This window comes from Serinicoccus sediminis (genome assembly GCF_004153545.1).
Lineage (GTDB): Bacteria > Actinomycetota > Actinomycetes > Actinomycetales > Dermatophilaceae > Ornithinicoccus > Ornithinicoccus sediminis_A.
Genome location: NZ_SDVA01000011.1, coordinates 65,045 through 89,124 on the forward strand (window position 1 = coordinate 65,045; position 24,080 = coordinate 89,124).

The 24,080-nt window shown below is 73.0% G+C and carries 25 protein-coding genes; 6 read left to right on the forward strand and 19 right to left on the reverse strand.

Annotation, left to right across the window (positions count from 1 at the left end; translation table 11 throughout):
• Positions 1-38 precede the first annotated feature (38 nt).
• Positions 39-1,256, forward strand: coding sequence for a hypothetical protein (locus EUS26_RS11365; protein WP_130013957.1), 1,218 nt, complete (start codon positions 39-41; stop codon positions 1,254-1,256).
• Positions 1,257-1,364: 108 nt separating this feature from the next.
• Here EUS26_RS11365 and EUS26_RS11370 read toward each other — a convergent pair whose 3' ends face one another.
• The 5 genes from EUS26_RS11370 to EUS26_RS11390 all read right to left on the reverse strand — a co-directional run bounded on the left by EUS26_RS11370 (position 1,365) and on the right by EUS26_RS11390 (position 6,192).
• Positions 1,365-1,907: a DnaJ family domain-containing protein gene (locus tag EUS26_RS11370; RefSeq protein ID WP_130013958.1), complete on the reverse strand. Its 543-nt coding sequence runs from the start codon at positions 1,905-1,907 to the stop codon at positions 1,365-1,367.
• 53 nt (positions 1,908-1,960) lie between these two features.
• The gene (locus tag EUS26_RS11375) at positions 1,961-3,325 is read right to left on the reverse strand and encodes a glycosyltransferase (RefSeq protein ID WP_238148949.1); all 1,365 of its coding nucleotides are present in this window, start codon (positions 3,323-3,325) and stop codon (positions 1,961-1,963) included.
• Between the two features lie 124 nt (positions 3,326-3,449).
• Positions 3,450-4,421 carry a Gfo/Idh/MocA family protein gene (locus EUS26_RS11380; protein ID WP_202865127.1) on the reverse strand — a complete coding sequence of 324 codons (972 nt, stop codon included), beginning with the start codon at positions 4,419-4,421 and terminating at the stop codon, positions 3,450-3,452.
• A gap of 35 nt (positions 4,422-4,456) precedes the next feature.
• The gene (locus EUS26_RS11385) at positions 4,457-5,581 is read right to left on the reverse strand and encodes a DegT/DnrJ/EryC1/StrS family aminotransferase (RefSeq protein ID WP_130013960.1); all 1,125 of its coding nucleotides are present in this window, start codon (positions 5,579-5,581) and stop codon (positions 4,457-4,459) included.
• The gene (locus tag EUS26_RS11390) at positions 5,578-6,192 is read right to left on the reverse strand and encodes an acyltransferase (protein WP_130013961.1); all 615 of its coding nucleotides are present in this window, start codon (positions 6,190-6,192) and stop codon (positions 5,578-5,580) included. The genes EUS26_RS11385 and EUS26_RS11390 overlap by 4 nt, the downstream gene beginning before the upstream one ends.
• A gap of 37 nt (positions 6,193-6,229) precedes the next feature.
• Here EUS26_RS11390 and EUS26_RS11395 point away from each other — a divergent pair, with 37 nt between their 5' ends.
• Together EUS26_RS11395 and EUS26_RS11400 are read left to right on the forward strand one after the other, a co-directional pair.
• Complete coding sequence (locus EUS26_RS11395) at positions 6,230-6,913, forward strand: glycosyltransferase family 2 protein (RefSeq protein WP_130013962.1); 684 nt, start codon at positions 6,230-6,232, stop codon at positions 6,911-6,913.
• A gap of 48 nt (positions 6,914-6,961) precedes the next feature.
• The gene (locus EUS26_RS11400) at positions 6,962-7,429 is read left to right on the forward strand and encodes a DUF2304 domain-containing protein (protein WP_130013963.1); all 468 of its coding nucleotides are present in this window, start codon (positions 6,962-6,964) and stop codon (positions 7,427-7,429) included.
• On the opposite strand, the gene EUS26_RS11405 is transcribed toward EUS26_RS11400, so the two are convergent.
• Positions 7,402-8,184: an inositol monophosphatase family protein gene (locus tag EUS26_RS11405; protein ID WP_238148950.1), complete on the reverse strand. Its 783-nt coding sequence runs from the start codon at positions 8,182-8,184 to the stop codon at positions 7,402-7,404. The genes EUS26_RS11400 and EUS26_RS11405 overlap by 28 nt on opposite strands.
• 103 nt (positions 8,185-8,287) lie before the next feature.
• Positions 8,288-8,638 carry a universal stress protein gene (locus EUS26_RS11410; RefSeq protein ID WP_130013964.1) on the reverse strand — a complete coding sequence of 117 codons (351 nt, stop codon included), beginning with the start codon at positions 8,636-8,638 and terminating at the stop codon, positions 8,288-8,290.
• 136 nt (positions 8,639-8,774) lie between these two features.
• On the opposite strand from EUS26_RS11410, the gene EUS26_RS11415 reads away from it, so the two are divergent.
• On the forward strand, positions 8,775-10,412 hold the full coding sequence (locus EUS26_RS11415) for a Na+/H+ antiporter NhaC family protein (protein ID WP_130013965.1): 1,638 nt from the start codon (positions 8,775-8,777) through the stop codon (positions 10,410-10,412).
• A gap of 18 nt (positions 10,413-10,430) precedes the next feature.
• Here EUS26_RS11415 and EUS26_RS11420 read toward each other — a convergent pair whose 3' ends face one another.
• Entirely contained in the window at positions 10,431-10,751 is a 321-nt protein-coding gene (locus EUS26_RS11420) for a putative quinol monooxygenase (protein WP_130013966.1), read from the reverse strand.
• Between the two features lie 190 nt (positions 10,752-10,941).
• Here EUS26_RS11420 and EUS26_RS11425 point away from each other — a divergent pair, with 190 nt between their 5' ends.
• The gene (locus EUS26_RS11425) at positions 10,942-11,805 is read left to right on the forward strand and encodes a serine protein kinase RIO (RefSeq protein WP_130013967.1); all 864 of its coding nucleotides are present in this window, start codon (positions 10,942-10,944) and stop codon (positions 11,803-11,805) included.
• Positions 11,806-11,811: 6 nt separating this feature from the next.
• Here the strand turns inward: EUS26_RS11425 and EUS26_RS11430 are convergent, their stop codons facing one another.
• The 8 genes from EUS26_RS11430 to EUS26_RS11465 all read right to left on the reverse strand — a co-directional run bounded on the left by EUS26_RS11430 (position 11,812) and on the right by EUS26_RS11465 (position 19,190).
• Positions 11,812-12,249 (reverse strand): ATP-binding protein, encoded by a 438-nt coding sequence (locus EUS26_RS11430; protein WP_130013968.1) that lies wholly within the window; start codon positions 12,247-12,249, stop codon positions 11,812-11,814.
• Positions 12,239-12,565 (reverse strand): STAS domain-containing protein, encoded by a 327-nt coding sequence (locus EUS26_RS11435; protein ID WP_165368599.1) that lies wholly within the window; start codon positions 12,563-12,565, stop codon positions 12,239-12,241. Before EUS26_RS11435 ends, EUS26_RS11430 begins: the two co-directional genes overlap by 11 nt.
• A gap of 5 nt (positions 12,566-12,570) precedes the next feature.
• A complete protein-coding gene (locus EUS26_RS11440) occupies positions 12,571-14,556 on the reverse strand; it encodes a glycosyltransferase family 2 protein (protein ID WP_130013970.1) in 1,986 nt (661 codons plus the stop codon).
• Positions 14,556-15,713, reverse strand: a complete 1,158-nt coding sequence (locus EUS26_RS11445) for a PP2C family protein-serine/threonine phosphatase (protein WP_130013971.1) — start codon at positions 15,711-15,713, stop codon at positions 14,556-14,558. The genes EUS26_RS11440 and EUS26_RS11445 overlap by 1 nt, the downstream gene beginning before the upstream one ends.
• Positions 15,714-15,776: 63 nt before the next feature.
• The gene (locus tag EUS26_RS11450; protein WP_238148951.1) at positions 15,777-16,196 is read right to left on the reverse strand and encodes a DUF2256 and DUF3253 domain-containing protein; all 420 of its coding nucleotides are present in this window, start codon (positions 16,194-16,196) and stop codon (positions 15,777-15,779) included.
• Entirely contained in the window at positions 16,193-17,026 is an 834-nt protein-coding gene (locus EUS26_RS11455; protein WP_130013972.1) for a carbohydrate ABC transporter permease, read from the reverse strand. Before EUS26_RS11455 ends, EUS26_RS11450 begins: the two co-directional genes overlap by 4 nt.
• Positions 17,023-17,898 carry a carbohydrate ABC transporter permease gene (locus tag EUS26_RS11460; protein WP_130013973.1) on the reverse strand — a complete coding sequence of 292 codons (876 nt, stop codon included), beginning with the start codon at positions 17,896-17,898 and terminating at the stop codon, positions 17,023-17,025. Before EUS26_RS11460 ends, EUS26_RS11455 begins: the two co-directional genes overlap by 4 nt.
• Complete coding sequence (locus EUS26_RS11465) at positions 17,895-19,190, reverse strand: ABC transporter substrate-binding protein (RefSeq protein WP_130013974.1); 1,296 nt, start codon at positions 19,188-19,190, stop codon at positions 17,895-17,897. The genes EUS26_RS11460 and EUS26_RS11465 overlap by 4 nt, the downstream gene beginning before the upstream one ends.
• Positions 19,191-19,385: 195 nt before the next feature.
• On the opposite strand from EUS26_RS11465, the gene EUS26_RS11470 reads away from it, so the two are divergent.
• Complete coding sequence (locus tag EUS26_RS11470) at positions 19,386-20,231, forward strand: aldo/keto reductase (protein WP_130013975.1); 846 nt, start codon at positions 19,386-19,388, stop codon at positions 20,229-20,231.
• Positions 20,232-20,282: 51 nt separating this feature from the next.
• Here EUS26_RS11470 and EUS26_RS11475 read toward each other — a convergent pair whose 3' ends face one another.
• From EUS26_RS11475 to dxs, 3 genes are read right to left on the reverse strand one after another with little or no spacing between them, the layout of a single operon-like run.
• Complete coding sequence (locus tag EUS26_RS11475; RefSeq protein WP_130013976.1) at positions 20,283-21,314, reverse strand: phosphatase domain-containing protein; 1,032 nt, start codon at positions 21,312-21,314, stop codon at positions 20,283-20,285.
• A complete protein-coding gene (locus EUS26_RS16975; protein WP_165368596.1) occupies positions 21,257-22,168 on the reverse strand; it encodes a diacylglycerol/lipid kinase family protein in 912 nt (303 codons plus the stop codon). The genes EUS26_RS11475 and EUS26_RS16975 overlap by 58 nt, the downstream gene beginning before the upstream one ends.
• Before the next feature lie 11 nt (positions 22,169-22,179).
• Positions 22,180-24,066 (reverse strand): 1-deoxy-D-xylulose-5-phosphate synthase, encoded by a 1,887-nt coding sequence (dxs, locus tag EUS26_RS11485; protein ID WP_130013978.1) that lies wholly within the window; start codon positions 24,064-24,066, stop codon positions 22,180-22,182.
• Positions 24,067-24,080 lie beyond the last annotated feature (14 nt).

Below are 24,080 nucleotides of genomic sequence, written 5' to 3' on the forward strand. Positions count from 1 at the left end.
GGGCGGCCTCCTCATGCGCCCCATCGTAGGCTGCGGGCGTGGTCTCCCCCGTCAACCGCCTGCGGCGCCTCGCCTGGCGCGGCCTGGCCGCGATGCCCGCACCGGTGCGCGAGCTGGCGAGCCTGCCGGTGCGGCGACGGGCCGACGCCGAGCTGCGGGCGCTCGCCCCGATGCCGGCGGCCGACCGCCGGCTCTACCTCGGGCCGTGGAACACCGCCGGCCAGGCGTATGCCTGGGCCCGTGCCGCCGAGCGACACCTTCCGGCTGTCGCGGCACAGAACCTGCACGCCCACCGCTCGGCGGCCGCGGGGACGTTCCGCTACCCCGCCGACCACGAGATGTCGCCGCTCGCGCAGCGCGGCCACGTCCGGGAGATCCACGGTGCGCGGGTGCTGCGGGAGGCCACGCACGTGCTCTTCGAGTCGGGGCGGCCGGTGCTCGGCGACCTGCACGCCGGCTCGATGCTGGCCGACGTGCCCGCGCTCGAGGCGGCCGGCATCCGGCACGCGGTGCTCTTCCACGGCAGCGAGATCCGGGACCTGCGGGCGCATGCGCAGGCCTACCCGCACAGCCCGTTCCACGGGCCGTGGGACGACTACCTCAGGACGCTGCAGTCCGTGGTCGACCGCAACGAGCGTGAGCTCGCGGGCTACCGAGGGCCGGTGCTCGTGTCGACCCCGGACCTGCTCGACGTGCTGCCGGGCGCCACGTGGCTGCCGCTGGTGGTCGAGGTCGAGCGTTTCGCGGGGGCGGCCGGGGCGCCGGCGCTGGAGCGCCCGCGCCCGGTGGTGCTGCACGCGCCGTCCAACCCGCGGCTCAAGGGCACCGAGGCGGTCGAACGGGTGCTGGAGGGTATGCAGTCCGCCGGCCTGGTGGAGTACCGACGCCTCACCGGGGTGCCGCACGCGCGGATGGCGTCGTTCGTGGGGGACGCGGACGTCGTCGTGGACCAGGTGGTGCTCGGCAACCCCGGGGTCCTGCTGGCCGAGACCCTCGCCGCGGGGCGGCTGGCGGTGGCGCACCTCTCGCCGGGGGTGCGCGAGCGGATGGCGCAGGCCGACCGGGAGCGGGGTGGTGACGGGGTCGTCCCGGTGCTCGACGCCGACCCCGACACCCTCGAGGACGTCCTCCTCGGGGTGCTCGCCGCGCGCGGGCGGCATACCGAGCTGGCGGCACGGGGTCCCGCCTGGGCACGGCGCCACCACGACGGCGCCCGCGCCGCGGAGGTCCTCGACCGGGTGCTGCTCTCGACCTGACCACCCCGCCGACCGGGGTTCTCACGCCCCGGCAGCAGAACCCCAGTCAGCTCGGGGCTCGGCCACCCCGCCGACCGGCGAATCCTGGCCCCGGCGGCAGGTCCACGGTCATTCGCCCGCGCGGGCGTCCCGCCAGGCCTGCACCATCTCCTCGACGTCGAGGCGCCCGACGACCGGCGGTGAGGTGGGGCCGACGTGCGGGCGCCGCCGGTCGGCGAGGACCCGCTCGTTGAAGTCCTCGACCCGCAGGCGGACCGCGGCCTCGTCGGGCAGGGCGAACAGGGCCTCGGGGTAGGTCGCCTTCTCCCGGCGCAGCTGCATGACCCCGGGCATGGCCCCGGAGAGGTCGAGCTGCTCGCGGCGGATGAGGTCCTTGACCCACCAGTCGGGGTCGGCGCGGGTGTCGACGTCGCGCAGCGGCTTGCCGGCGCCGGGCAGGTTGTCGAAGGCGCCCTGCCGCTGCGCCTGGTCGATGGTCTGGTCCACCCAGGACTGCACGGCGCGGGCGGTGGTCGACGCGGAGGGGCGGCGGCCCCGTCGGCCCTCCGGACCCGGTCGGCCCTGCTCCTCGTGGTCCGTGAGCTGCTCGCGCAGCTCCTCCTCCGCCCGCTGCGCACCCGGCCGCTCCCCCGGCCGACCCCATCTGCTCATCGTCCCGCTCCTTCCTGCGGCCGCCCGTGGGCGTCGCACGGGCGAGGACGACCTCAGCGTCTCACGTCGGTGGACCTCGGACCCACCTCGAGCGACCTCAGCACGACGTCCGCCGCACCCTCACCGGTGGCCGAGAGGCTGCGGTGCTCGTGCACCCACGCCACCCGCCGCTCCCGCTCGTGCTCGTCCGGCCCGGCCCGCAGCGCCCGGACCATCGCCTCGGCCACCGCGCCGGCGTCGTGCTCCACGGCCGCACCCAGCCGGTGCCGTCGCACGTCCTCGGCCGCCGGCCCGGGCCCGGCGAAGACCACCGGCGTCCCGCAGGCCAGGGCGGCGACCACCTTGGTGGGATAGGCGAAGTCGTAGCCGAGCCCCGGCCGGACGCTCACCAGCGCAGCGGCCGCACCGCGCAGCCAGGCGGCCGCCTCCTCCGGGGGGACCAGGGGGCGCAGCTCGAGCGCCCCGTCGGGCAGCTCGTCCGCGACGCGCCGCAGCGCCGGCCAGGACGAGCCCTGGCCGAGGAAGACCAGCCGCGCACCGGGCACCTCCCGCACGACCCGCCGCATCGCCTCGGCGAAGACCTCGGCGCCCTGCCACTCCGAGGCGGTCCCGGCATACACGAGGTATGCCGTGCCCGGCGCCTGCGCCGCGACCTCGCCGTCGGGGGTGAAGACGTCGGTGTCGATCCCGTTGGGCACGACCGTCACCCGGCTGCCCGGCCCGACCAGCGCGCGGACCCGCTCGGCCACGCCGTCGCTGACGGCGACCACGTCGCGGGCACCCCGCAGCGCGAACCGCTCGACGGACCGCATGAGCCGGACCACCGCCGCGGGAGCGCCCGTCGAGGCGGTGGCGTCGGACCAGACGTCCGCCGCGTAGTAGACGTAGGGGGTGCGCTCGCGCAGCAGGGAACGCAGCGCGAGCGCCACCCGGGTGACCGCGCCCGTCGTCGGCGGCGGCTCGACCACGACGACGTCGGGCCGCGGGCCGGCGAGCAGCCGCAGGGCGAGCGGCAGGTCGAAGGAGAGGTAGGGCAGGTAGCCGCGGACGTAGCCGGTCGCGTCCCGCAGCACCGGCCACCGGCGCACGTCGACCCCCTCGCCGGGAACTGCGGAGGACGCCTCCCGCCCGGGCGCCTCCATCCCGACCGAGCTTCGCGAATGGTTCCCCTCCACCCCGACCGAGCGCCGCCTGTGGTTCCCCTCCCCCCCGACCGAGCGTCGCGGATGGTTGCCCAGCACCCCACCGGACGTCGCCCGTGGTGGGCGCAGCGCCGGCGGAGGCGTGGTCGTGAGCACCCGCACGCGGGCGCGGCCGGCCAGGGAGCGCACGAGGGCACCGAGGCGGAAGGTCGCGGCCGCGGCCTCGGGCGCGTAGATCCGCGTGGCCAAGACCACCAGCGGTGGCTGGTTCGTCACCGGGCAACCATCCGCGACGCTCGGTGGGAGCCCGGGCAACCATCCGCGGCGCTCGGTGACGGCCTGGGCAACCATCCGCGACGCCCGGTGGGTCCCTGAGCAACCATCCGCGGCGCTCGGTCGGTCACAGGGTCCGGGTGTGCCCGGTGGCGGCGGAGTCGAGGATGGCCTCGACGACCTCGAGGGTGTGGACGCCCTCGTCCATGGACACGACGTCGGCCTCCCGGCCCCACAGGGCGTCGCGGAAGTTCTCCTGCTCCACCCGCAGCGGCTCGCGGCGGGCGATGGCATACCGGATCGAGTCGCCCTCGGAGACCCCGCGGAAGGTCGCCGCACGCTCCCACTCGCTGCGCACGTCACCGTTGGCGACGAAGGTCAGGTCGCCGTGCAGGGTGTCCGCGACGAACGCGCCCTTCTCCCCCGTCGCGACCGTCTCGCGCACCTTCAGCGGGCTCAACCAGTTCACCGTGTGCGACACGATCGTCCCGTTGCGCAGCCGTCCGGTCGCGACCACCATGTCCTCGTGCTCGCGGCCCGAGCGGTGCGTCACCTGTCCCGACACGCTCGCGTACTCCGACCGGGCGATCCACGCCGTCAGGTCGATGTCGTGCGTGGCCAGGTCCTTGACCACCCCCACGTCCGCGATCCGCGCCGGGAACGGGCCCTGCCGCGACGTCGTGATCTGGAAGACCTCGCCCAGCTCACCGGCCGCGATCCGCCGCCGCATCTCCAGCAGCGCCGGGTTGCACCGCTCCACGTACCCCACCGCACCGACCAGCCCGGCCTGCGCGAACGCCTCCGCGACCCGCCGCCCCGACTCCGCCGTCGCCGCGATCGGCTTCTCCACCATCGTGTGCACCCCGGCCTCCGCCAGCGCCAGCGCGACCTCCTCGTGCAGGTACGTCGGCACCGCGACCATCGCCGCGTCGATGCCCTCGGCGATCAACGCCTCCACGTCCGCCAGCACCGACAACGGACCCGCCACCCCGTGCTTGTCGCCCACCGGGTCGGCCACCGCCACCAGGTCCATCCCCTCCACCTCACGGATCACCCGCGCGTGGTGCCGACCCATCGAGCCCAGCCCGATCAGCCCCATCCGGACCGTCCGGCCCTCCTGCAGCAGCCGGGTGCTCACGCGCCCGCCCCCACCACGGCCGCCACGGCACCCGCGACCCGCTCCAGGTCCTGCGGCGTCAGCGACGGGTGCACCGGCAGGCTGATCACCTCGGCCGCCGCCCGCGCCGTCTGCGGCAGCTCCCAGTCCGGCGCGAACCGCGACAACGACACCAGCTCGTGGTTCGGCGTCGGGTAGTACACCCCGCACCCCACCGCGTGCTCCTCCCGCAGCGCCCGCACGACCTCGTCCCGCTGCGCCCCGGACGCGCCCTCGATCCGCACCGTGTACTGGTGGTACACGTGCGTGCACCCCTCACGCACCACCGGCACCACCACCCCCGGCACGCCCGACAGGTGCTCGTCCAGCCACGCCGCGTTCGCCTGCCGCGCCTGCGTCCACGCCCCGACCTTGCCCAGCTGCACCCGCCCGATCGCCGCGTGGATGTCGGTCATCCGGTTGTTCAACCCGATGACCTCGTTCGCGTACTGCCTCTCCATCCCCTGGTTGCGCAGCAACCGCACCCCCCGCGCGATCTCCTCGTCCGCGCACGCGACCATCCCGCCCTCGCCGGAGGTCATGTTCTTCGTCGGGTACAGGCTGAACATCGCGAACGACCCGAAGCTGCCCACCGGCGCGCCCTGGAACGTCGCCCCGTGCGCCTGCGCCGCGTCCTCGAACAGCTGCACGCCCGCCTCGGACGTCACCGCCCGCAACCCCTCCAGGTCCGCCGGGTGACCGTACAGGTGCACCGGCATCACCGCCGCCGTCCGGTCCGAGAGCACCTCGCGCACCGAGGCCGGGTCCAGGTTGAACGTGTCCGCGCTGATGTCCGCGAACACCGGCCGCGCCCCCGTCAACGCCACCGCGTTGGCCGTCGCCGCGAACGTGAACGACGGCACCACCACCTCGTCCCCCTCCCCGATCCCGCACGCCAGCAACCCCAGGTGCAACCCCGAGGTCCCCGAGTTCACCGCCACGCACGTGCGCCCACCCACCAGCTGCGCGCCGAACTCCTCCTCGAACGCCGCCACCTCCGGCCCCTGCGCCACCATCCCCGAGCGCAGCACCCGGTCCACCGCCGCCCGCTCGTCCTCCCCGATGAGCGGCTTGGCCGCGGGGATCATGGGCTGCTCGGTCATCGCTGTCCTCCGTCGGTCTCGGCACGGCGCAGTCCGCCGTCGCTCTCCCGGTATGTCGTCCCCTCCTGCGGGCAGCGCCACTCACCCGGTGCGCCGGTCGGCTCCAGCGGCCGGCCGGCGTGCCCGACCCAGCCGACCTGGCGGGCCGGGACGCCCACGACGAGGGCGTGGTCGGGGACGTCCTTGGTGACGACGGCACCGGCCGCCACGGTGGCCCAGGCGCCGACCCGCAGGGGCGCCACGCAGACGGCACGGGCGCCGATCGACGCGCCCTCGCCGATGGTGACCCCCACGGACTCCCAGTCGTCGGCCGACTTCAGCGAGCCGTCGGGGTTGACCGCGCGGGGGAAGGTGTCGTTGGTGAGCACCGCGGCCGGCCCGACGAAGACGCCGCGGCCGAGCTCGGCGGGCTCGTAGACCAGCGCGTAGTTCTGGACCTTGCAGTGGTCGCCCATCCGGACCCCCGTGCCCACGTAGGCGCCGCGACCGATGACGCAGCCCTCCCCCAGCACGGCGTCCTCACGCACCTGCGCGAGGTGCCAGACCGAGGTGCCGTCGCCGACGCTGGCGCTGGTCGCGACGTCGGCGCTGTCGACGATGCGTGTCGTCACGGGACTCCCATCAGGGGTGGTGGGGGACAATGCATGCATGACTCTAACGCCCGTGCAGGAGGACGCCTGGCTGGTGATCCCCCTCTTCGAGGAGGCGCGGGTCATCGAGGAGGTCCTGCGGGAGGCCCGGCAGGTCTTCCCCCACGTGGTCTGCGTCGACGACGCCTCGCGGGACGACTCGGCGGCGCGGGCCCGGGCGGCCGGCGCGGTCGTCGTGCAGCACCCGTTCAACCTCGGCCAGGGCGCCGCCCTGCAGACGGGCATGCGCTACGTGCTCGAGGCGACGGACGCGGCATACCTCGTCACCTTCGACGCCGACGGGCAGCACCGGCCGCAGGACGCCGCGGAGATGGTGCAGCGGGCCCGGCAGGAGCACCTGGCGGTGGTCTTCGGCTCCCGCTTCCTCGACCGGCGCACCCGGCCCGGGCTGGTGAAGAAGCTGGTCCTCAAGGCGGCCGTGTGGCTGACCAACCAGCAGACCGGCCTCAAGCTCACCGACGCCCACAACGGGCTGCGGGTCATCCGCCGCGACGCGGCGCAGCGCCTGGACCTGCGGCAGAACCGGATGGCGCACGCGACCGAGATCGTCCTGCAGCTGGGCCGGACCAGGCTGCCGTGGGCCGAGCACCCGGTGCACGTGCTCTACACCGACTACAGCCGCGCCAAGGGGCAGTCCCTCATCAACTCGGTCAACATCCTCGTCGACACCATCCTCAAGTGAGCCCCATGCCCGCGACACCACCGACCCCGCCCGAGCGGAGGCGCTGACGTGCTCGACCAACCCCTCATCAAGGTCGTCCTGCTGGTGAGCGTCGTCGTCGTCACGACGATGCTGACCCGCTCCACGGCCGGTGTCCGCCACCAGGCGGTGCGCCGGCTGCTGCTCGTGGCCTTCGTCCTGCTCGCGGCGATCGCCATCCTCTTCCCCCGGGTGATGACGCAGGTCGCGCAGCTGCTCGGGGTGGGTCGTGGCGCGGACCTGCTGCTCTACGGCCTCACCGTGGTCTTCCTCGGGTATGTCGCGGCGTCCTACCGGCGGATGCGCGAGCTCGAGCAGCAGGTCACCACGCTGGCCCGGGAGCTGGCGCTGCGGGCCGCGGTGCACGACACGACCGAGCACGACCTGACCGAGCCCGGGCAGCCGGGCTCAGGGCCGGTCAGACCGGAGACGCGCGGCGGCGACGACCCGGTCCCTCGACCCGCCCCCGGTCAGAGCTCGCGGCGCAACCCCTCGTAGAGCTCGGGGCCCGCCGTCGCCAGGATCCGGCGGGGGTCGGCCCGCGGGCCGTAGGTCTCGCCGTCACCGGTCCCGACGACCCCGCCGAGCTCGCTGACGATGAGGGCGCCGGGGACGTGGTCCCAGGGCCGGGTGCCCTGGTAGAGCAGGCCCTCGCACTCCCCCTCGGCCAGCTTCGGGTAGTCGATGCCGCAGCTGACCCAGCTCAGCTCCAGCGGCGGCAGAGCGCCCAGCCGGTCGCCCACCCGGCGCCGCGCCGAGGTGCGGACACGCCACCCCGTCGGGTCCGAGCCGGGGTCGAGGCGGTCCAGCGGGTCACCGTTGCGGGTGGCCCCTGCACCGACCTCGGCGACGTAGGCGAGCTCGTGCTGCGGCTGCCAGATCCAGGCCCGGACGGTCTGCCCGCCGCGGGTCTCGGCCACCATCACGGCGTGGTCCGGCGACCCGTGCACGAAGTTGCGGGTGCCGTCGACGGGGTCGACGGTGAAGGCGTGCTCGGCCCGCCGGAAGCCGGCGAGGCTGCTCTCGTCGTCGGCGAAGGCCTCCTCGCCCAGCACGACCGCCCCGGGGTATGCCGTCCGCAGCTCGCGGGTGATGAGCACCTCGGCCTCGCGGTCGGCGACCGTGACGAGGTCGCCGGGGTGGGACTTGGAGGAGATCTCGTCCTCGTCCAAGGACCGGAAGCGGGGGGTGATGACCTCGTCGGCCACCTCCTGGAGGAGGCGCAGGACGCGGTCGGTGGCCAGGCTCGTCACGGGACCAGCCTGTCACGGTCTCGTCCGTCGGGCCGCACCAGGCGGCGTGCTCCCGCGGCGGCAGGGCGTCGGGGCGTGCCCGCCCGGCTCGTGCACCGGTGCGTCAGCGTGGGGCCTTGACCGCCAGCACGGGGGCCGCCGCCTCGAGCAGGACCTGCTGGGCCGAGGAGCCCAGGATGAGCTTGCCGACCGCAGACCGGTGCCTGACGCCGATGACGATGAGGCTGGCGTCCTCCTCCGCGGCGATGTCGAGGAAGTCGCCCACGATGTCGCGGTCCCGCTCGTCGGGCTGGCGCACCCTCACCACCACCCCGTCGGCGGCGCGGACCTCCGGGCGTCCCTGCTGCACGGGCACGACGACCAGGTCGAGGGAGCGGCGACGCGCCTCGGCGACCGCCGCGTCCTGCGCGGCCCGTCCCTCCGGCGTCGACGTCCAGGCGAGCACGACGGTCATGAGGATCCCTCCTGGTGCTCAGGCGACGGTGTCCCGTGATGGTAGCGCCGCCCCCCGGACGGACACTCCGTCCAGGTCGAGGCGCGACCGGGTGGCGTGGGTCTACCCTAATCACCACCGCCGCCGAGGAGACATCATGACCGAGGACCTGCCGATCCTGACCCTCCTGCCGCCGATCATCGCGATCGCCCTCGTCATCGCGACGAAGAAGGTGCTGCTGAGCCTGGGCGCGGGCGTCCTCGCCAGCGCCCTGCTCGTGGCGGACTTCAACCCGCTGGAGACCCTGCGTCTCGTCGGGACCGGCTTCGCCGCCCTCTTCTGGGAGGAGGGAGCGGTCAACACCTACTACGTCTACATCCTGCTGTTCACGCTGGCGCTGGGCGTCATCGCCTCGCTCATCCTCATGTCCGGCGGCAGCCAGGCCTTCTCGGACTGGGCGATCCAGCGGATCCGCACCCGCCGGGGCGCCCAGGGCCTGGCCGCGGGGCTCGGCATCGCCATCTTCATCGACGACTACTTCAACGCCCTCGCCGTCGGTCAGGTGGCGCGCCCGGTCACCGACCGGCACCACGTCGCCCGCGCCAAGCTGGCCTACCTCATCGACTCGACCTCGGCCCCGGTCGCGGTGCTCGTGCCGTTCTCCAGCTGGGGCGCGAGCATCATCGGCATCATGGCCCCTCTCGTCGCCGCCTCGGCGCTGACGGTCAGCGACGTCGGCGCCTTCGTCGGGGCCGCCGGGATGAACTACTACGCCATCACGGCGGTGCTGCTGGTCTGGGTCGTCGTGGTCTTCGGCATCGACTTCGGCCCCATGCGCGGCCAGGAGCGGCGGGCCATCACCGACGGGGAGACCTACGACGCCAGCGAGGAGATCCCCGGGGAGATCGCCGAGGACCTGCCCGTCCACTCCCCCGGTCACAAGCGGGCGCTGGTCGTCCCGTTCCTGCTGCTCGTCATCGGGGTCCTGGGCGGCATCGTCTGGACCGGCTACCGCGGCACCGTCACCGCCGAGGACTACGAGGCGGGCAGCGGGGTCGGCGTCCTGGACGTCATGGCCTCGACGGACGTCACCCAGGCCCTCATCTACGGCGCGGTGCTGGGGCTGGCCTCGGCGTTCTACTACTACGTCCGCTACACGACCTCCAACCCCAAGTTCTCCGCGAGCACGCTGGGGCGCGGGGTCGTCAGCGGGCTGCAGTCGATGCTCCCGGCGGTCTACATCCTGCTGCTGGCCTGGGTCCTCGGGGGGCTTATCAGCGAGCTGGGCACCGGGGAGTACCTCGGCGGTCTGGTGGAGAGCGCCAACATGGCGCCGCAGTGGCTGGTGCCCGTCATGTTCGTGCTGGCCGGGGCCATGGCCTTCTCGACCGGCACCTCCTGGGGCTCCTTCGGCATCCTGCTGCCGATCGCCGGCGACATCATGAACAACGTCAGCGGGGGCGACGAGCTGCTGCTCGCCGCCTTCGGCGCGGTGCTCGCCGGGGCCGTCTGGGGCGACCACTGCTCGCCCATCAGCGACACGACGATCCTGTCGAGCACCGGCGCCAGCTGCAACGTCATCACCCACGTCACCACCCAGCTGCCCTACGCCATCTCCGGTGCGATCATCGCGCTGCTCGGCTACGTCACCTTCGCGGCGACGGGCAGCGGCTGGCTCGGCTTCGGGGTCCTGCTGGTGGGCGTGGTCGCCTTCGCCCTGCTCGGCAAGACGGTGCTGCAGCGGCTCGAGGACGAGATCCCCGACGAGGAGCAGGCCAGCCGCGCCGGCACCTGAGCCGCGGGGGCGACCCGCTCAGTCGATCTGCAGCTCGCCCATCGCGTCCCAGCCCTCGCCCTCGACCTGCCGCGAGATGATCTTCGGCGTCGCGGTCAGGTGGGGGCGCATCGCCTCGATGCCCTCGGTGAAGTGCGGGCTCTCGACGTGGGCGGCGGCCCCGTCGTCGGTGAACCCCTCGACGAGGACGAACTCGTGCGGGTCCTCCAGGCTGCGCGACCACTCGAAGAAGAGGTTGCCCTCCTCGGACCGCACGGCGGCGGTGTAGTCGGACACGATCTGCGGCCACTGCGACGAGGACTCGGCCTTGACGGGGAACTTCACGACGATGAGGTACATCCGCCCAGGCTCACCCTCGCGCCCGACGAGGTCAAGTCAGGAAAACCCGTTGCCGACGAGCACCCGGGGGCGCGATGCTTCCCGTGACGCGCACGACACCGGTCGTGCTCCCCGTGCGAGGAAGGAGGGACGACCATGGCCCGCTCGACCACCGCCGCCACCCCTCCCTCCCTGCGCACCAGGAGCACCAGTGCACTCATCCTCCCCCTCGGGTGACCTCGACCCGTTCTTCGTCTTCGACTACACCCCCCTCGACGCGCTCGACCACCTCCCCGCCGACCAGCGGACCACGACCTACTGGGACGTCGAGGCGGGTCACCGTGGCCCCGCCCCCGTCCCCGCCTGGGTCGTCCAGGACTCCGGCGCCGTCGACACCGAGCTCGGCGTCCTCAAGACCGGCAAGGAGGCCGACGTCTTCCTCCTCGAGCGCGCCGTCGTCCCCCCTGGTGGCAGCCCCGCCTCCTGCCTGCTGGCCGCCAAGCGCTACCGGGACACCGACCACCGCTCCTTCCACCGCAGCGCGGTGTATGCCGAGGGCCGCGGCGTGCGACGGTCCCGCGACCAGCGTGCCCTGGCCCGCGGCAGCGCCTACGGCCGCCAGATCGCGGCCGGACGCTGGGCCGGGGCCGAGTGGGAGGCGATGCGCGGGGCGTGGGAGCACGGCGTACCCGTCCCCTACCCGGTCTCCCTCGACGGCACCGAGCTGCTCATGGAGTTCGTCGGGGACCCCGCGGGGGTGGCCGCACCCCGGCTGGCCCAGACCGTGGCCGACCCGGCGCTCCTGCAGCACCTGTGGGAGCAGGCGGGCACTGTCGTGCTGCAGCTGGCCGAGCTGGGCTGGGCGCACGGCGACCTGTCCGCCTACAACCTGCTGGTGCACCACGAGGCGCTGACGGTCATCGACCTGCCTCAGGTCGTCGATGTGGTGGCCAACCCGCAGGGTCCGGCCCTGCTCCATCGGGACTGCGTCAACCTCGCCACCTGGTTCCGAGGGCACGGGGTCGACGCCGACGCCGAGGCGCTCTTCGCCGAGGCCGTGTCGCTGGCCCTGTGACGCCGGCTACGGCTGGGCGACCTCGCGGCGCAGCCGCACCATCGTCCACGAGTTGATGCCACCGGTGCGCTGGTAGTCGAGCTCGTCCAGGGCCACCGACGCCAGCGCCAGCCCGCGACCGTCCTCGGCGAAGGTGTCCTCGGGCATGGCCCACCGGCCGTCGGCCATCTGCTCCTCGTCGAGGTCGTAGGCCTGCCCGTCGTCGGACAGGACGGCCGCCAGCCGGTCCGGCAGCACCGCCAGGTCGAAGGTCCAGGCGACGTTGCCGTGCGGGCGTCCGTGCTCGACGACGTTGCCGGCGATCTCGATGACGGCGGTCTCGAAGAGCATGAGATCGGTGGCCTCGACGGACTCGTGCTCCTCGGCGACCTGCTGGAGCAGGTCGTGCAGCTGGTCCAGGCTCTCCGGCACGGAGAGCCCTCTCAGGGTGTAGTCACCACTCACGACTGGCGTCCTCCACCGTCGGGAACGGACGCAGCACGCGATGGAGGCTGGTCAGCGTCAGCACCGTCATGACCTGGTCGGAGACGGCGGCGAGCCGCAGGTCGCCGCCGGCCTGACGAGCGGTCTTGAGGCCTCCCACGAGTGCCCCCAGACCGGAGGAGTCCACGAAGGTGGTCCCTCCCAGGTCGACGACGATCTGCGGGGACCCGTGCGCGACGGTCTGCGCGAGGACCTCGCGCAGCTGGGGGGCGGCGGTCATGTTGAGCCGGGGCGGCCCGGTCACCACGGCCTGACGGCCCTCGGTCCGGACCTCGATGGTGCTCACGCGATCTGCTCCTTGCTGTTGGCGGACGAGTCGTGGGTGTCGTCGTCGACGGTGTCGGCGGGACGGTAGAGGGCGGCCTCGAAGATGACGCTGATGATGAGCAGGTCGTAGGCCACCCAGAGGACGTTGACCCCGGTGCCGATCTCGCTGGTCGCCGCACCGGTCCACAGCCGGACCAGCCCGGCCACCACCGCCACGGTCAGCACCACGCAGGCCAGCAGCTGCGGCCACACCAGCCGGAGGGGGAAGCGGCTGAGGCCCTGCTGGCGGGTCTTGGGCGTCACGACGAACCCGAGCGGCCGCTTGCCGAACACGTTCGCCGCGGCGGTGGCGCACGCGCGGATCCACAGCGGGAAGAGCGCCAGGCTGTACTGGTGGCCGCGCCACGTCTTCACCCCGTAGCCCACGACCATGAAGAGGATCTGGTTGGCCAGGAAGTAGGGGATGAAGCGCATGACGAAGTCGAGGCCGTAGGCGTGGACCGGCAGGACGCCGAAGACGAGGTAGAACACGGGCGCGGCCATGAAGACGACGGCCGCGAAGCCGGAGAGGTAGCTCCACATGGTGGCGAAGTACATGAGGCGCTGCCCGGCGGACAGGCCCTTCTGGACGAGCGGGTTCTCCCGCAGCAGCACCTGCAGGGTCCCCTGGGCCCAGCGCAGCCGTTGCTGGAGCATGGTGCCGAGGTCCTCCGGCGCGAGACCGGTCGCCAGGATCTCGTGGTGGTAGACCGAGCGCCACCCCTGCGCGTGCAGGCGCATGCACGTCGCCATGTCCTCGGTCACCGAGACCGTGGCCATCGGCATCATCGGCTGCGCCTCGTCGGCCCGGTCGACGTCCACGGCACGCAGCAGCTGGCGCACCGACTCGATGGCGGCCAGCGGCGACAGCTCGCGCTCGCTGAGCAGGGTCAGCGCCTCGTCGTCGACGAGCAGGGCTCCCGTCTGCTCGTCGACGTCGATGGCGGGCGGCAGCTCGGCCAGGTCGGCCCGGATCTGCTCGAGGTCGCTCTGGACCAGGCTGCGGCTGGCGCGGTCGGCAGCGCTCTGGAAGGCGTAGGTCACCTCGCCCACCGGCTCCCCGCGCCGCAGCGCCACCGACGCCTGCTGGGCGGCTGAGCGCAGCTCGGTGACCGCGGCGACCGCCGCCGGCCCGTGCTGGCGTGCCGAGCGAGCAGCCCTGGCCAGGATGCGGCGCGAGGCACCCAGGGCGTCGCGCACACCGTCCTCGACCTCACGGACGTACCCCACGATGCCGAGCTGCATGAGGGCGTCCCGGCGCAGGACCGCGTTGGAGCCGCAGAAGAACGCGGCGTTCCAGCCGTCCTTGCCCTGCTGGATCGGCCCGTAGAACAAGGGCGCCTGGCTGCCCAGGGGGTCGGAGTCGGTCACGTTGCTGAACCACTGCGGCGTCTGCACCAGCGCGACCTCGGGGTCGCGGAACCAGCCCAGCGTGCGGTCCAGGATCTCCGGCGCCGGGATCTGGTCGGCGTCCAGGATGAGCAGGAACTCACCCTCGGTGAGGAAGAGGGCGTTGTTGAGGTTGCCGGCCTTGGCGTGCCGCGGCCGGTCGGCCCAGTCCTCGGTCCGCGTGAGGTAGCCGACACCCAGCCGGTCGGCCGCCTGGCGCATCTCGGGCCGGTCGCCGTCGTCGAGGATCCAGGTCTGGTGCGGGTGGCGGATGTCGAGGGCGGCGCGGGCGGTGGCGACGACCATCTCCACCGGCTCGTTGTAGGTGGTGATGAGCACGTCGACGGTGGCGTCCTCGGGAGGCTCCGGGGCCTCGCCACGCCGCTTCATCCGCCAGACGGTGGCACCGAACAGGTAGGAGTCGACAAGGGCGTAGGTCTCCGCCATGACGAGCGGGACCGCGATCCACCAGTTCTCCCAGCGGACCGAGAAGAACCACCGCCACCCGACGTAGGACGTGCCGAGCACGAGGGTCAGCACCACGAGCACCCGCACGAGGAGCTGCTTGCCCATCAGAGGTTCCTCCGGACGACGAGAGCGGTCACGTCGTCGCTGACCACGTGGTGGGCCGCGCGGGCGAGGATCTCGTCCACCAGGTCCTGCGCGGTGGCGCAGACACCGGACAGCTCCCGCCCCGTCTCCACCGCGTCCCAGGGCTCGTCGAAGAGGTCGAGGATGCCGTCGCTGACCACGGCCAGCGTCTCCCCCGGGGCGAGCACCTCGTGATGGCTCTGCCAGGTGTCGTCGTCGATCGCCCCGATCGGCAGGTCCTCGGAGTTGAGCTGGCGCGCGGTGGACGCGGTCGCGTCGATGATGACCGCCAGCCCGTGCCCGGCGTCCACCCACTCCAGCGCACCGGTCTCGGGGTCGAGACGGGCGGCGAACATCGTGACGAAGCTGCCGGTCTCGTCGAGGTCGGCGGTCATGCTGGCGGCCACCCGTTGCAAGGCGATGGGGAGCGGGTTGTACCGCGACGCCCCCCGCAGCACCGCTCGCAGGCCCGCCGCCAGGATGGCGGCGGTCAGGCCCTTGCCCATGACGTCGGCGAGGACGACCTGGAACCCGTCGGGGAGCTCGTGCCAGTCGTAGAAGTCACCGCTGACCGAGCGCGCGGGGGCACCGCCCCCGGCGACGTCGTAGCCCTCCAGCCCGAGGGGACGCCGCGGCACGAGGCGGCGCTGCACCTGCTCCGCCTCGAGCCGCTCGTCGGAGCGCACCAGCTCCTCCTCCACCCAGCTCGCCAGGTCCCCGAGCAGGCGCTGCTCCAGCGCCGAGAACTCACGGGGCCGGCTCCCGGCCAGGCACAGGGAGCCGATCGCCTGGCCGCCCGGCGCGTGCAACGGGTGCCCGGCGTAGAAGCGCACGTGCGGATCACCCGCCACCAGGGCGGTGTGCGCGAACCGGGGGTCGAGCGAGGCGTCCGGCACGACGAAGGTCGAGCTCTGCTGCACGGTGTGGGCGCAGAACGAGTCCGCCCGGGGCACCGAGTCGCACTCCATCCCCACGGCGGCGATGGTGTGCTGGGCCCGCGCGTCGACCATGTTCACGGCCACGACCGGGACGTCGAAGAGCTGCTGGGCCAGCCGGATCACCCGGTCGAAGCGGCCCTCGGTCGGCGAGTCGAGGACGTCGAGACGCTGCAACGCCCCCACCCGGTCGTCCTCGGTCACCAGAGTCGATCCCTCCCCATCCACGCGCTGACCTGTCCTTTCCGCGCTCCCGACGATGCGCCCTCAGACTAGCCGGTAACCACCGCCGGCGCGCGAGGCGCGGCGGATGCGGATCGGCCCGCGCGCCGTCGACGGGTCCACCACCCGGCCGCCCTGGACGATCTCGACCTCGCCGGCGGCCACCAGCCGGCGCGCGGCCCGGCGTGCCGGTTCCATGAGGTCGCGCCACTCCTGGAGGTCACGGTCGTCGGCCACCCGGCGAGCCGCCTCCGACGGGCAGATGGTCGCGTCGCGGGCCCGTTGGTCGAGCAGCGCGCCGATGGCCGCCTCCAGGGCCCGGTCGACATCGCCCACCCCTCGTCTCCGGCAGGCCGTGGAGCAGTAGCGCACCTGGTCCCAGTCCCGTTCCCACTTCTTGCGCCAGGTGATGGTCCGGCCGCAGGCCTCGCAGACCTTCTCCGCCGGCCCGCCTCCCCGGCTCACCGCAGCCCGCTGCGGGAGAAGCCCTGCACGAACCAGCGCTGCGCCAGGAGGAAGACCAGCACCATCGGCGTGACGGTGATGAGGGCGAAGGCCATGGTCGCACCGTAGTCCGGGCCGAACTGGCCCTGCAGGAAGAGCAACCCCACCGGCAGCGTGTAGAGCGCGTTCTCCCGCAGCGCGATGAGCGGCCAGGCGAAGTCGTTCCACACCTGCAGCATGCTCATGAAGAAGAGCACCGCGATGAGCGGACGCGACAGCGGCAGCACGATGCGCCAGAAGATCTGCAGGTGCGTCGCGCCGTCGATCCGGGCCGCCTCGATGAGCTCGCGCGGGATGGTGAGGATGAACTGCCGGGCCAGGAAGACGCCGAACGCGGACGCCGCGGTCGGCAGGATGACCGCCCAATAGCTGCCGTAGAGCCCGAGGTCGGTGACGAGGCGGAACAACCCCACCATGATGACCTGCACCGGCAGCATGAGCGTGGACAGCGCGACCAGCAGCAGGACGCCGGAGCCGGGGAAGCGGAGGTGCGCGAAGGCATACCCGGCCAGCAGGTTGATGAGCACGATGATGACCGAGGTCACCAGGGCGATCGCCACCGAGTTGCCGAACCAGGTGAGCACCGGGAAGGAGTCGAGGACACGCCGGAAGTTGTCCAGCGTCGCCTGCTCGGGCCACAGCCGCAGCCCTCCCCCGGACAGCGAGGACCGGGTGGAGAAGGCGACGACCACCATCCAGTAGAGCGGGAAGAGGATGACCCCGGCGGCGAGGACGGCCGCCAGCAGACGCAGCCCCGCGGCCGTGCGGCGGCGGGTGACGTGGCTGCTCACTCGGTCTCCTCCCGCCGGCGCTGCGCTCGCCACCGCAGGGCGGTGACCACGAGGGTGACGGCCAGCAGCACGACGCCGATGGCCGCGGCGTACCCCTGGTCCCGGGTGACGAACCCGGTGTCGTAGGCGTAGGTGACCAGCACCGTCGTGGCGCGCTCCGGGCCGCCGCCGGTCATGACGAAGACGATGTCGAAGACCTGGAAGGAGTAGATGATGTTGAGGATGACCAGGAAGAACGACTGGTTGCTCAGCTGCGGGACGGTGACGTGGCGCAGCCGCTGCCAGGCGTTGGCGCCGTCCAGGCGGGCCGCCTCGTAGAGCTCGTGGGCCACCCCCTGCAGCCCGGCGAGGTAGATGAGCATGTTGAAGCCCACCCGCCACCACAGGGTCATGATGACGACCGAGGCGAACGCGGCCGGTCCGTGGGTCTGCCAGTCGACCTGCGGCAGGCCCATCGCCCGCGCCACCTCGGTGAGGAAGCCGCTGTTCTCGTCGAAGATCAGCACGCCCATCAGCGCGGTCGCCACCCCGGAGATCGCCATCGGCAGGATGAGCACCGAGCGCAGGGCGCCGCGGGCCGGGAGCGCGGAGTCCAGCAGCAGGGCCAGACCCAGGCCGATCGCCATCGCGGCCGGCGTCACCAGCACCGTGTAGAGCGCCGTGTTCAGGGTGGCGCGCCAGAAGACGGGGTCCTGCACGAGGCGCTGGTAGTTGTCCAGGCCGACGAAGGTGCCGTCGCCGAACCCGTTGGTCTCCTGCAGGCTGATGACCATCGCCCCGCCCAGCGGCAGCAGGACGAAGACCCCGAGCAGCAGCAGCGTGGGCGCGGCGAAGGCGTAGCCCGCCCACGCCTCCCGGGCGCGCGCCGTCACTGCGTCGCAGCCTCGATGCCGTCGGAGAGGGTGGCCAGGGTCGTCTCGACGTCGGCGTCCCCGAGGAAGCTGGCCTCCAGCCCGTCCTGCAGCACGGTGATGATGGAGGACATGTCCGGTGAGGCCACCTGACCGGAGTCCTGCGGCAGGACCGCGCTGGACTGCTGCAGGAAGACCGGCGAGAGCTCGGGCCGGACGTCGAACTCGATGCCCTCCTCCACCAGGTCCGCGCGCGTGGGCAGCAGGGAGGACCCGGCGCAGAACTCGCGCATCTGCTCGGCCTCCGTGACGAACTCCAGGAACCGCGCGACCAGCTCGGGCTGCTCGGTCTGGGCGGTGCCCACCAGCGCGTTGCCGCCGAAGTCACCGGCCGATCGCTCGTCGCGGGGCGGGAAGGTGGCCGCCCACTCCCGTTCGTAGGTCGCCTCGGCGTCGGGGATGAGGAAGGCCCCGGCGAAGACCATGGGCACGGTGCCGGCGAACCAGCTGTCCGCGGCATACGTCGAGGAGCTGATCGAGTTGTTGCGCGGCACCAGCCCGTCCCGGAAGAAGCTCGTGGTGAACTCCACCGCCGCCGCCCCGGCGTCGGAGTCGATCGCCGGCGTCACGAGGTCCTCCTCGAGGAACCGCCCGTCCGCCTCGAAGAGCCAGCTGAGCCAGCGGGTCACCCCGTTGCCCTGCCAGTTGTAGGCGAACGGGGACTGGTCCGAGGGCAGCGACTCCTTGAGCCGGCGCGCGACGTCGGCGAACTCCTCCCAGGTCCAGGCCTCCTCCAGGGTCTGCGGCACGGAGTCGATGCCGGCGTCGGCCAGGGCCTGCACGTCGTAGAGGATGACCGAGGTGTCGGTGTGGTGGGGCACGCCGTAGGGCGAGCCGCCGTTCTGCACCGCGGCCCAGGCCTGCGGGGTGAACCGGTCGGCGAACCCGTCGCTCAGGTGCGGCGTCAGGTCGAGCAGCTGGTCGCGTCCGGCGTAGCTGCCGAAGGTGTAGTACGGCACGCGGAAGACGTCCGGCGGGTTGCCCGCCTGCAGCTGGGCGTCGATGTTGGTGAACATCTGCTCGTAGGGCACCGCGTTGAGCTCGACACTCGCGCCGTCGTTGGCGGCCTCGAAGGCCGAGATGGCCGACCGCAGGGCCGCGAGCTCGGCGTCGGTCCCCCAGGTGGTGAAGGACAGCGTGCCCTCCGCCGTGGAGGAGCCGGACCCGGTCGAGAAGCCGGCGCAACCACCGAGGGCCGCAGGGGTCGCGGCTGCCCCCAGGGCAGCGAGGAAAGAACGTCTGGACAGGCGCATGGTGACTCCGTGGGTGAGAAGGGACGTGACGGGTCGCCGTGCGGGGAGCGGCTGCGACGAGCCTAACCGCGCCGGAGGGACCCGTCCTGTCGGCGACGTCTCCGGGGCACGGAGGACGCCCACCTGCCCCGGTGAGTCCGGCCACCCGGGTGCCGACCGGGAATGCCGCGCGGGGGGCTCGTCGCTGGAGGGGGTATGACTGTTCCGACACTCAAGCTCCACGACGGCACGACCATCCCCCAGCTCGGCTTCGGGGTCTTCCAGATCCCGCCGCAGGAGACCAAGCAGGCGGTGCTGCAGGCCTTCGAGTTCGGCTACCGCCACATCGACACCGCGCAGATGTACCAGAACGAGGCGGGTGTCGGGGAGGCGATCGCCGAGTCCGGGCTCTCCCGGGACGAGATCTACGTCACCACCAAGCTCAACAACGGGTTCCACCGTCCCGAGGACGCCCGGCGCTCGCTGGACGAGTCGCTCGACCGCCTCGGCCTGGACCAGGTCGACCTGTTCCTCATCCACTGGCCGCTGCCCACGCGCTACGACGGCGACTACGTCTCCACCTGGGAGACCATGCTGGAGCTGCAGCGGGCCGGCAAGACCCGCTCGGCCGGTGTCTCCAACTTCGAGCCCGACCACCTCCAGCGCATCGTGGACGCCACCGGCAGCGCCCCGGTGGTGAACCAGATCGAGGTGCACCCCTACTTCTCCAACGCCGCGGCCCGGAAGGCCACGCACCAGCACGGGGGTCTGGTCGAGGCCTGGTCGCCCATCGCCCAGGGCGCGATCCTGGACGACGCCGTGCTGCTCGGGATCTCCGAGGCCCACGGGCGCACCCCGGCCCAGGTGGCGCTCCGCTGGCACCTCCAGCGCGGCGACATCATCTTCCCCAAGTCGGTGACGCCGGGCCGGATGCAGCAGAACATCGAGGTCTTCGACTTCGAGCTCACGGACGAGCAGATGAGCGCCGTCGACGGGCTGGACAAGGGCGAGAACGGCCGCCGGGGCCCGCACCCCGACGAGATGGACGTCATCCCCGAGTGAGTCTCCGGTGCCACCGGGCAGCGCCCGGTGACACCCCCGACCGACGCCCCGTCAGCCCGCTGGCGGGGCGTCGGTCGCGTCCAGGGCCGCCAGGTCTGCCAGGTCCGCCTCGAGCAGGGCGGTGACCCGTGCCGTCTGCTCCTCCTCCAGCTCCACCGCCTCGAGCTCGGTCCGCACCGCCGTCGCCACGGCATACGCCTGCTCGGGCCGCAGCAGCCCCAGCCGGACCGCGTGCACCGCAGCCCCCACGTAGGTGTCGAAGACGTGCACGCCCTGCTCGGCCCACGTCGCCCGCGCCGCGTCGTCCAGCCCGGTCACGTCGTGCAGGAGGGTGCCGACCACGTGGTCGTGCGGGCGGGCAGCCATTTGCGCACCGACGTCGCCGTCGGCCTGGCCGCTGTCGCCGATGAAGACCATGCGGCACTCGGGGAAGAGCAGGTGGTCGCGCTCCATGTTCTGCAGCTTGCGCTCGGCGATGGCGTTCTTGGTGTGCAGGTTGAGCAGCGAGCCCCCGAGCACGGTGTGGGTCGGCATCCCCAGCTCGGAGAGGTCGTCGCGGGTGTACTGCTCCACGAGTCCCAAGGGACCGCCGGGTCGGGCCGTGACGAAGGTCAGGTCGCCGACCCGGCCGGGGTCGGCCGTGGCGCCGCGGTCCAGCTGGGTGAGCAGCTCGACCACGCCGGGGTAGACCGTGCCGCGCGGGAAGCGCTCGTCGTGGATGGCGCTCTGGACCGTGTCGTCGATGTCGCACAGGACCCGCAGGTCGGACGCCGGCTCCTCGCCCGCCTGCGCGGCGATGTGCTCGAGCAGGACCTCCTGGAGGTCCTCGTCCAGGTGGTCGAAGACGAGGTGCTCGAGGTCGTGGTGGTCGCCGGTGGCGTTGAGGCGGTACTTCAGGTCTCGGAACGGCGCGCCCTCCAGCGCCGTCATCGTGTCGACGATGGCCTCCTGGTCCTCACGGGTCACCCGCCCCCGGTGCAGGGGCCCGATGAGCCGGGCCAGCAGCGCGGTGGGCACGGTGGCCGTCACCGGCGCCGCGTCGCGGTCACCATCCGGACGGCCGCCGGCAGGAGCTCCATGCATGCCCGCACGATATCGGGCACCACGTCGCCGTCGACCTGGACCGGCCCCGGACCGGGCAGCTCGACCTGCAGCCGGCGCACCACCCGGCGGTCCAGCGACGGGTGGGGCCGGGCGCCCCGGTAGCCGGCCGCGGCGATCCGTCCCCAGTCGCCCACGTGCCGCGGCCGCACCAGGACCACGTGCAGCAGCCCGTCGTCCGGGCGGGCGTCCGGCGCGAGACGGGCCCCCAGCGGCAGCCGGGCGGCACTGACGGCCAGCACGCTCCAGGCCCCGGCGGGTTCGGCGTCCCCGTCGTCGAGGCGGATGCGCAGGTCGGCGCCGGGGCGGCGCAGGTGGCGCAGTCCCGGCAGCACGTACGCAGGCCACCCCAGCCGGCTCTTGTCGCCCGGGTCCAGCGCGGCGAGGATCTGCGCGTCGTGACCGACCCCCACGACGACCAGGAAGGGCAGGGTCCGCGAGGCCCCGTGGAGCGGGTGGAGGGTGACGAGGCCCAGGTCGACCGGCTGTCCCTCTCCTCCGACCGCGAGGCGCGCGGCCGGCCCTGGGCGGCCCAGCGGCAGCCCCAGCGTGCGGGCGACCAGGTTGGCCGTGCCGCAGGGCACCACGCCCACCGTCGCGCTCCGGCCGACGGCCCCGACGACGTCCCGCACCGTGCCGTCCCCCCCGGCCACCACGACCCGTCCGGCGCCGCCCGCCACGGCCTCCAGGGCCTGCGCCGCCCCCGGCTCCTCGGGCGTGGTGCACAGCACCCGAGGGGTCCCGGCCCCGGCGTCCCGGCACGCCTGCTCGACCGCCCGGCGGGCGGCGTCGGCGCCCCGGGCGACCGGGTTGAGGACGAGCGCGACCGTGTCCACGGCCGGACCCGTCAGCCCAGCTTGGCCGACAGCGAGGTCGCCACCACGTCCGGCGTGAGGCCGATCCGCTCCAGCACCTGGTCCCGGGAGCCGTGGTCCAGGAACTCCTGGGGTATGCCGTAGCCGTGCACCGGCACGTCGACCCCGGCCTCGTCGAAGGCCCGGGTGACCGCGCTGGCGATCCCGCCACCGACGATGTTGTCCTCGACGACCGCGACCCGGCCGGCGCCGCGCGCCAGCTCGAGCAGGTCCTCGCTGACCGGCAGCACCCAGCGCGGGTCGACCACCATGACCCGGCGGCCCTCCGCGTGGAGCTTGTCGGCGACCTGCAGCGCGGTGCCGGCCATCGAGCCGACACCCACGAGCAGCAGCTCGGGGGCCTCGTGCGTCGCGGACCCCTCGTCCGGCAGGTCGCGCAGGACGTCGAGGGTGCCGATCCGGCGGACCGCCTCGATGGGCGGCCCCACGCTCCCCTTCGGGAAGCGCACGACCGACGGGCCGTCGTCGATGTCCACCGACTCGCGCAGCGCCAGCGCCACCTGCTGGCCGTCGCGGGGCGCGGCGACGCGGACGCCAGGCACGATGCCGACGAGGGTGAGGTCCCACATGCCGTTGTGGCTGGCGCCGTCCGAGCCGGTGATCCCGGCCCGGTCGAGCACGAAGGTCACCCCCTGCCGGTGCAGCGCGCAGTCCATGAGCAGCTGGTCGAAGGCCCGGTTGAGGAAGGTGGCGTAGATGCAGACCACCGGGTGCATCCCCGCGAAGGAGAGGCCGGAGGCCATCGCGACCGCGTGCTGCTCGGCGATGCCGACGTCGAAGACCCGGTCGGGGTAGCGCTCGGCGAAGGGCTGCAGGCCCACCGGGATGAGCATGGCGGCGGTGAGCGCGACGATGTCGTCGCGCTCCTTGGCGAGCTGCACCAGCTCGTCGCTGAACTCGTCGGTCCAGGACCGGCCGGAGACCTCGAGCGGCAACCCGGTCTCGGGGTTGATCTTGCCGACGGCGTGGAAGCGGTCCGCCTCGTCCGCGGTGGCCGGGTCGTAGCCGTGGCCCTTCTCGGTGAGCACGTGCACCAGGACCACGCCGCCGAAGTCGTGCGCCCGGCGCAGCGCGGTCTCCATCGCCTCGACGTCGTGGCCGTCGACCGGTCCGAGGTACTTCAGCCCGAGGTCCTCGAACATGCCCTGCGGGCTGACGATGTCCTTGAGCCCCTTCTTCATGCCGTGCAGCGTGTCGTAGACCTGCCGGCCGACCATGGGGGTGCGCGCCAGCTGCCGCTTGCCCCAGGACAGCACGTGCTCGTACTCCCGGGTGGCCCGCAGCGAGGCGAGGTAGTCGGCCATCCCGCCGCGGGTCGGGGCGTAGGAGCGCTCGTTGTCGTTGATGACGATGATGAGCGGCAGGTCCGGCTGGTCGGCGATGTTGTTGAGGGCCTCCCACACCATGCCGCCGGTCAGCGCCCCGTCGCCGATGACGGCCACCGTGTGCCGGTCGGTCTCCCCCCGCAGCTTGCGGCCGGTGGCGATGCCGATGGCCCAGGACAGCGAGGAGCTGGCGTGGGAGTTCTCCACGACGTCGTGGTCGGACTCGGCGCGGCTCGGGTAGCCCGACAGGCCCCCCTGCTTGCGCAGCGTCGACAGGTCGTGGCGCCCGGTGAGCAGCTTGTGCACGTAGGAGATGTGGCCGGTGTCGAAGAGCAGCGTGTCGCGCGGGGAGTCGAAGACCCGGTGCAGGGCGAGCGAGAGCTCCACCACCCCGAGGTTGGGGCCGAGGTGCCCGCCGGTCTGGGAGACCGAGGAGATGAGGTATGCCCGGATCTCCTCCGCGAGGGACACCACCTGACCTTGCGTCAGCCTCTTCAGGTCGGACGGTCCGGTGATCGTGCGCATGAGGGCCACGGGACTCCTCCGGT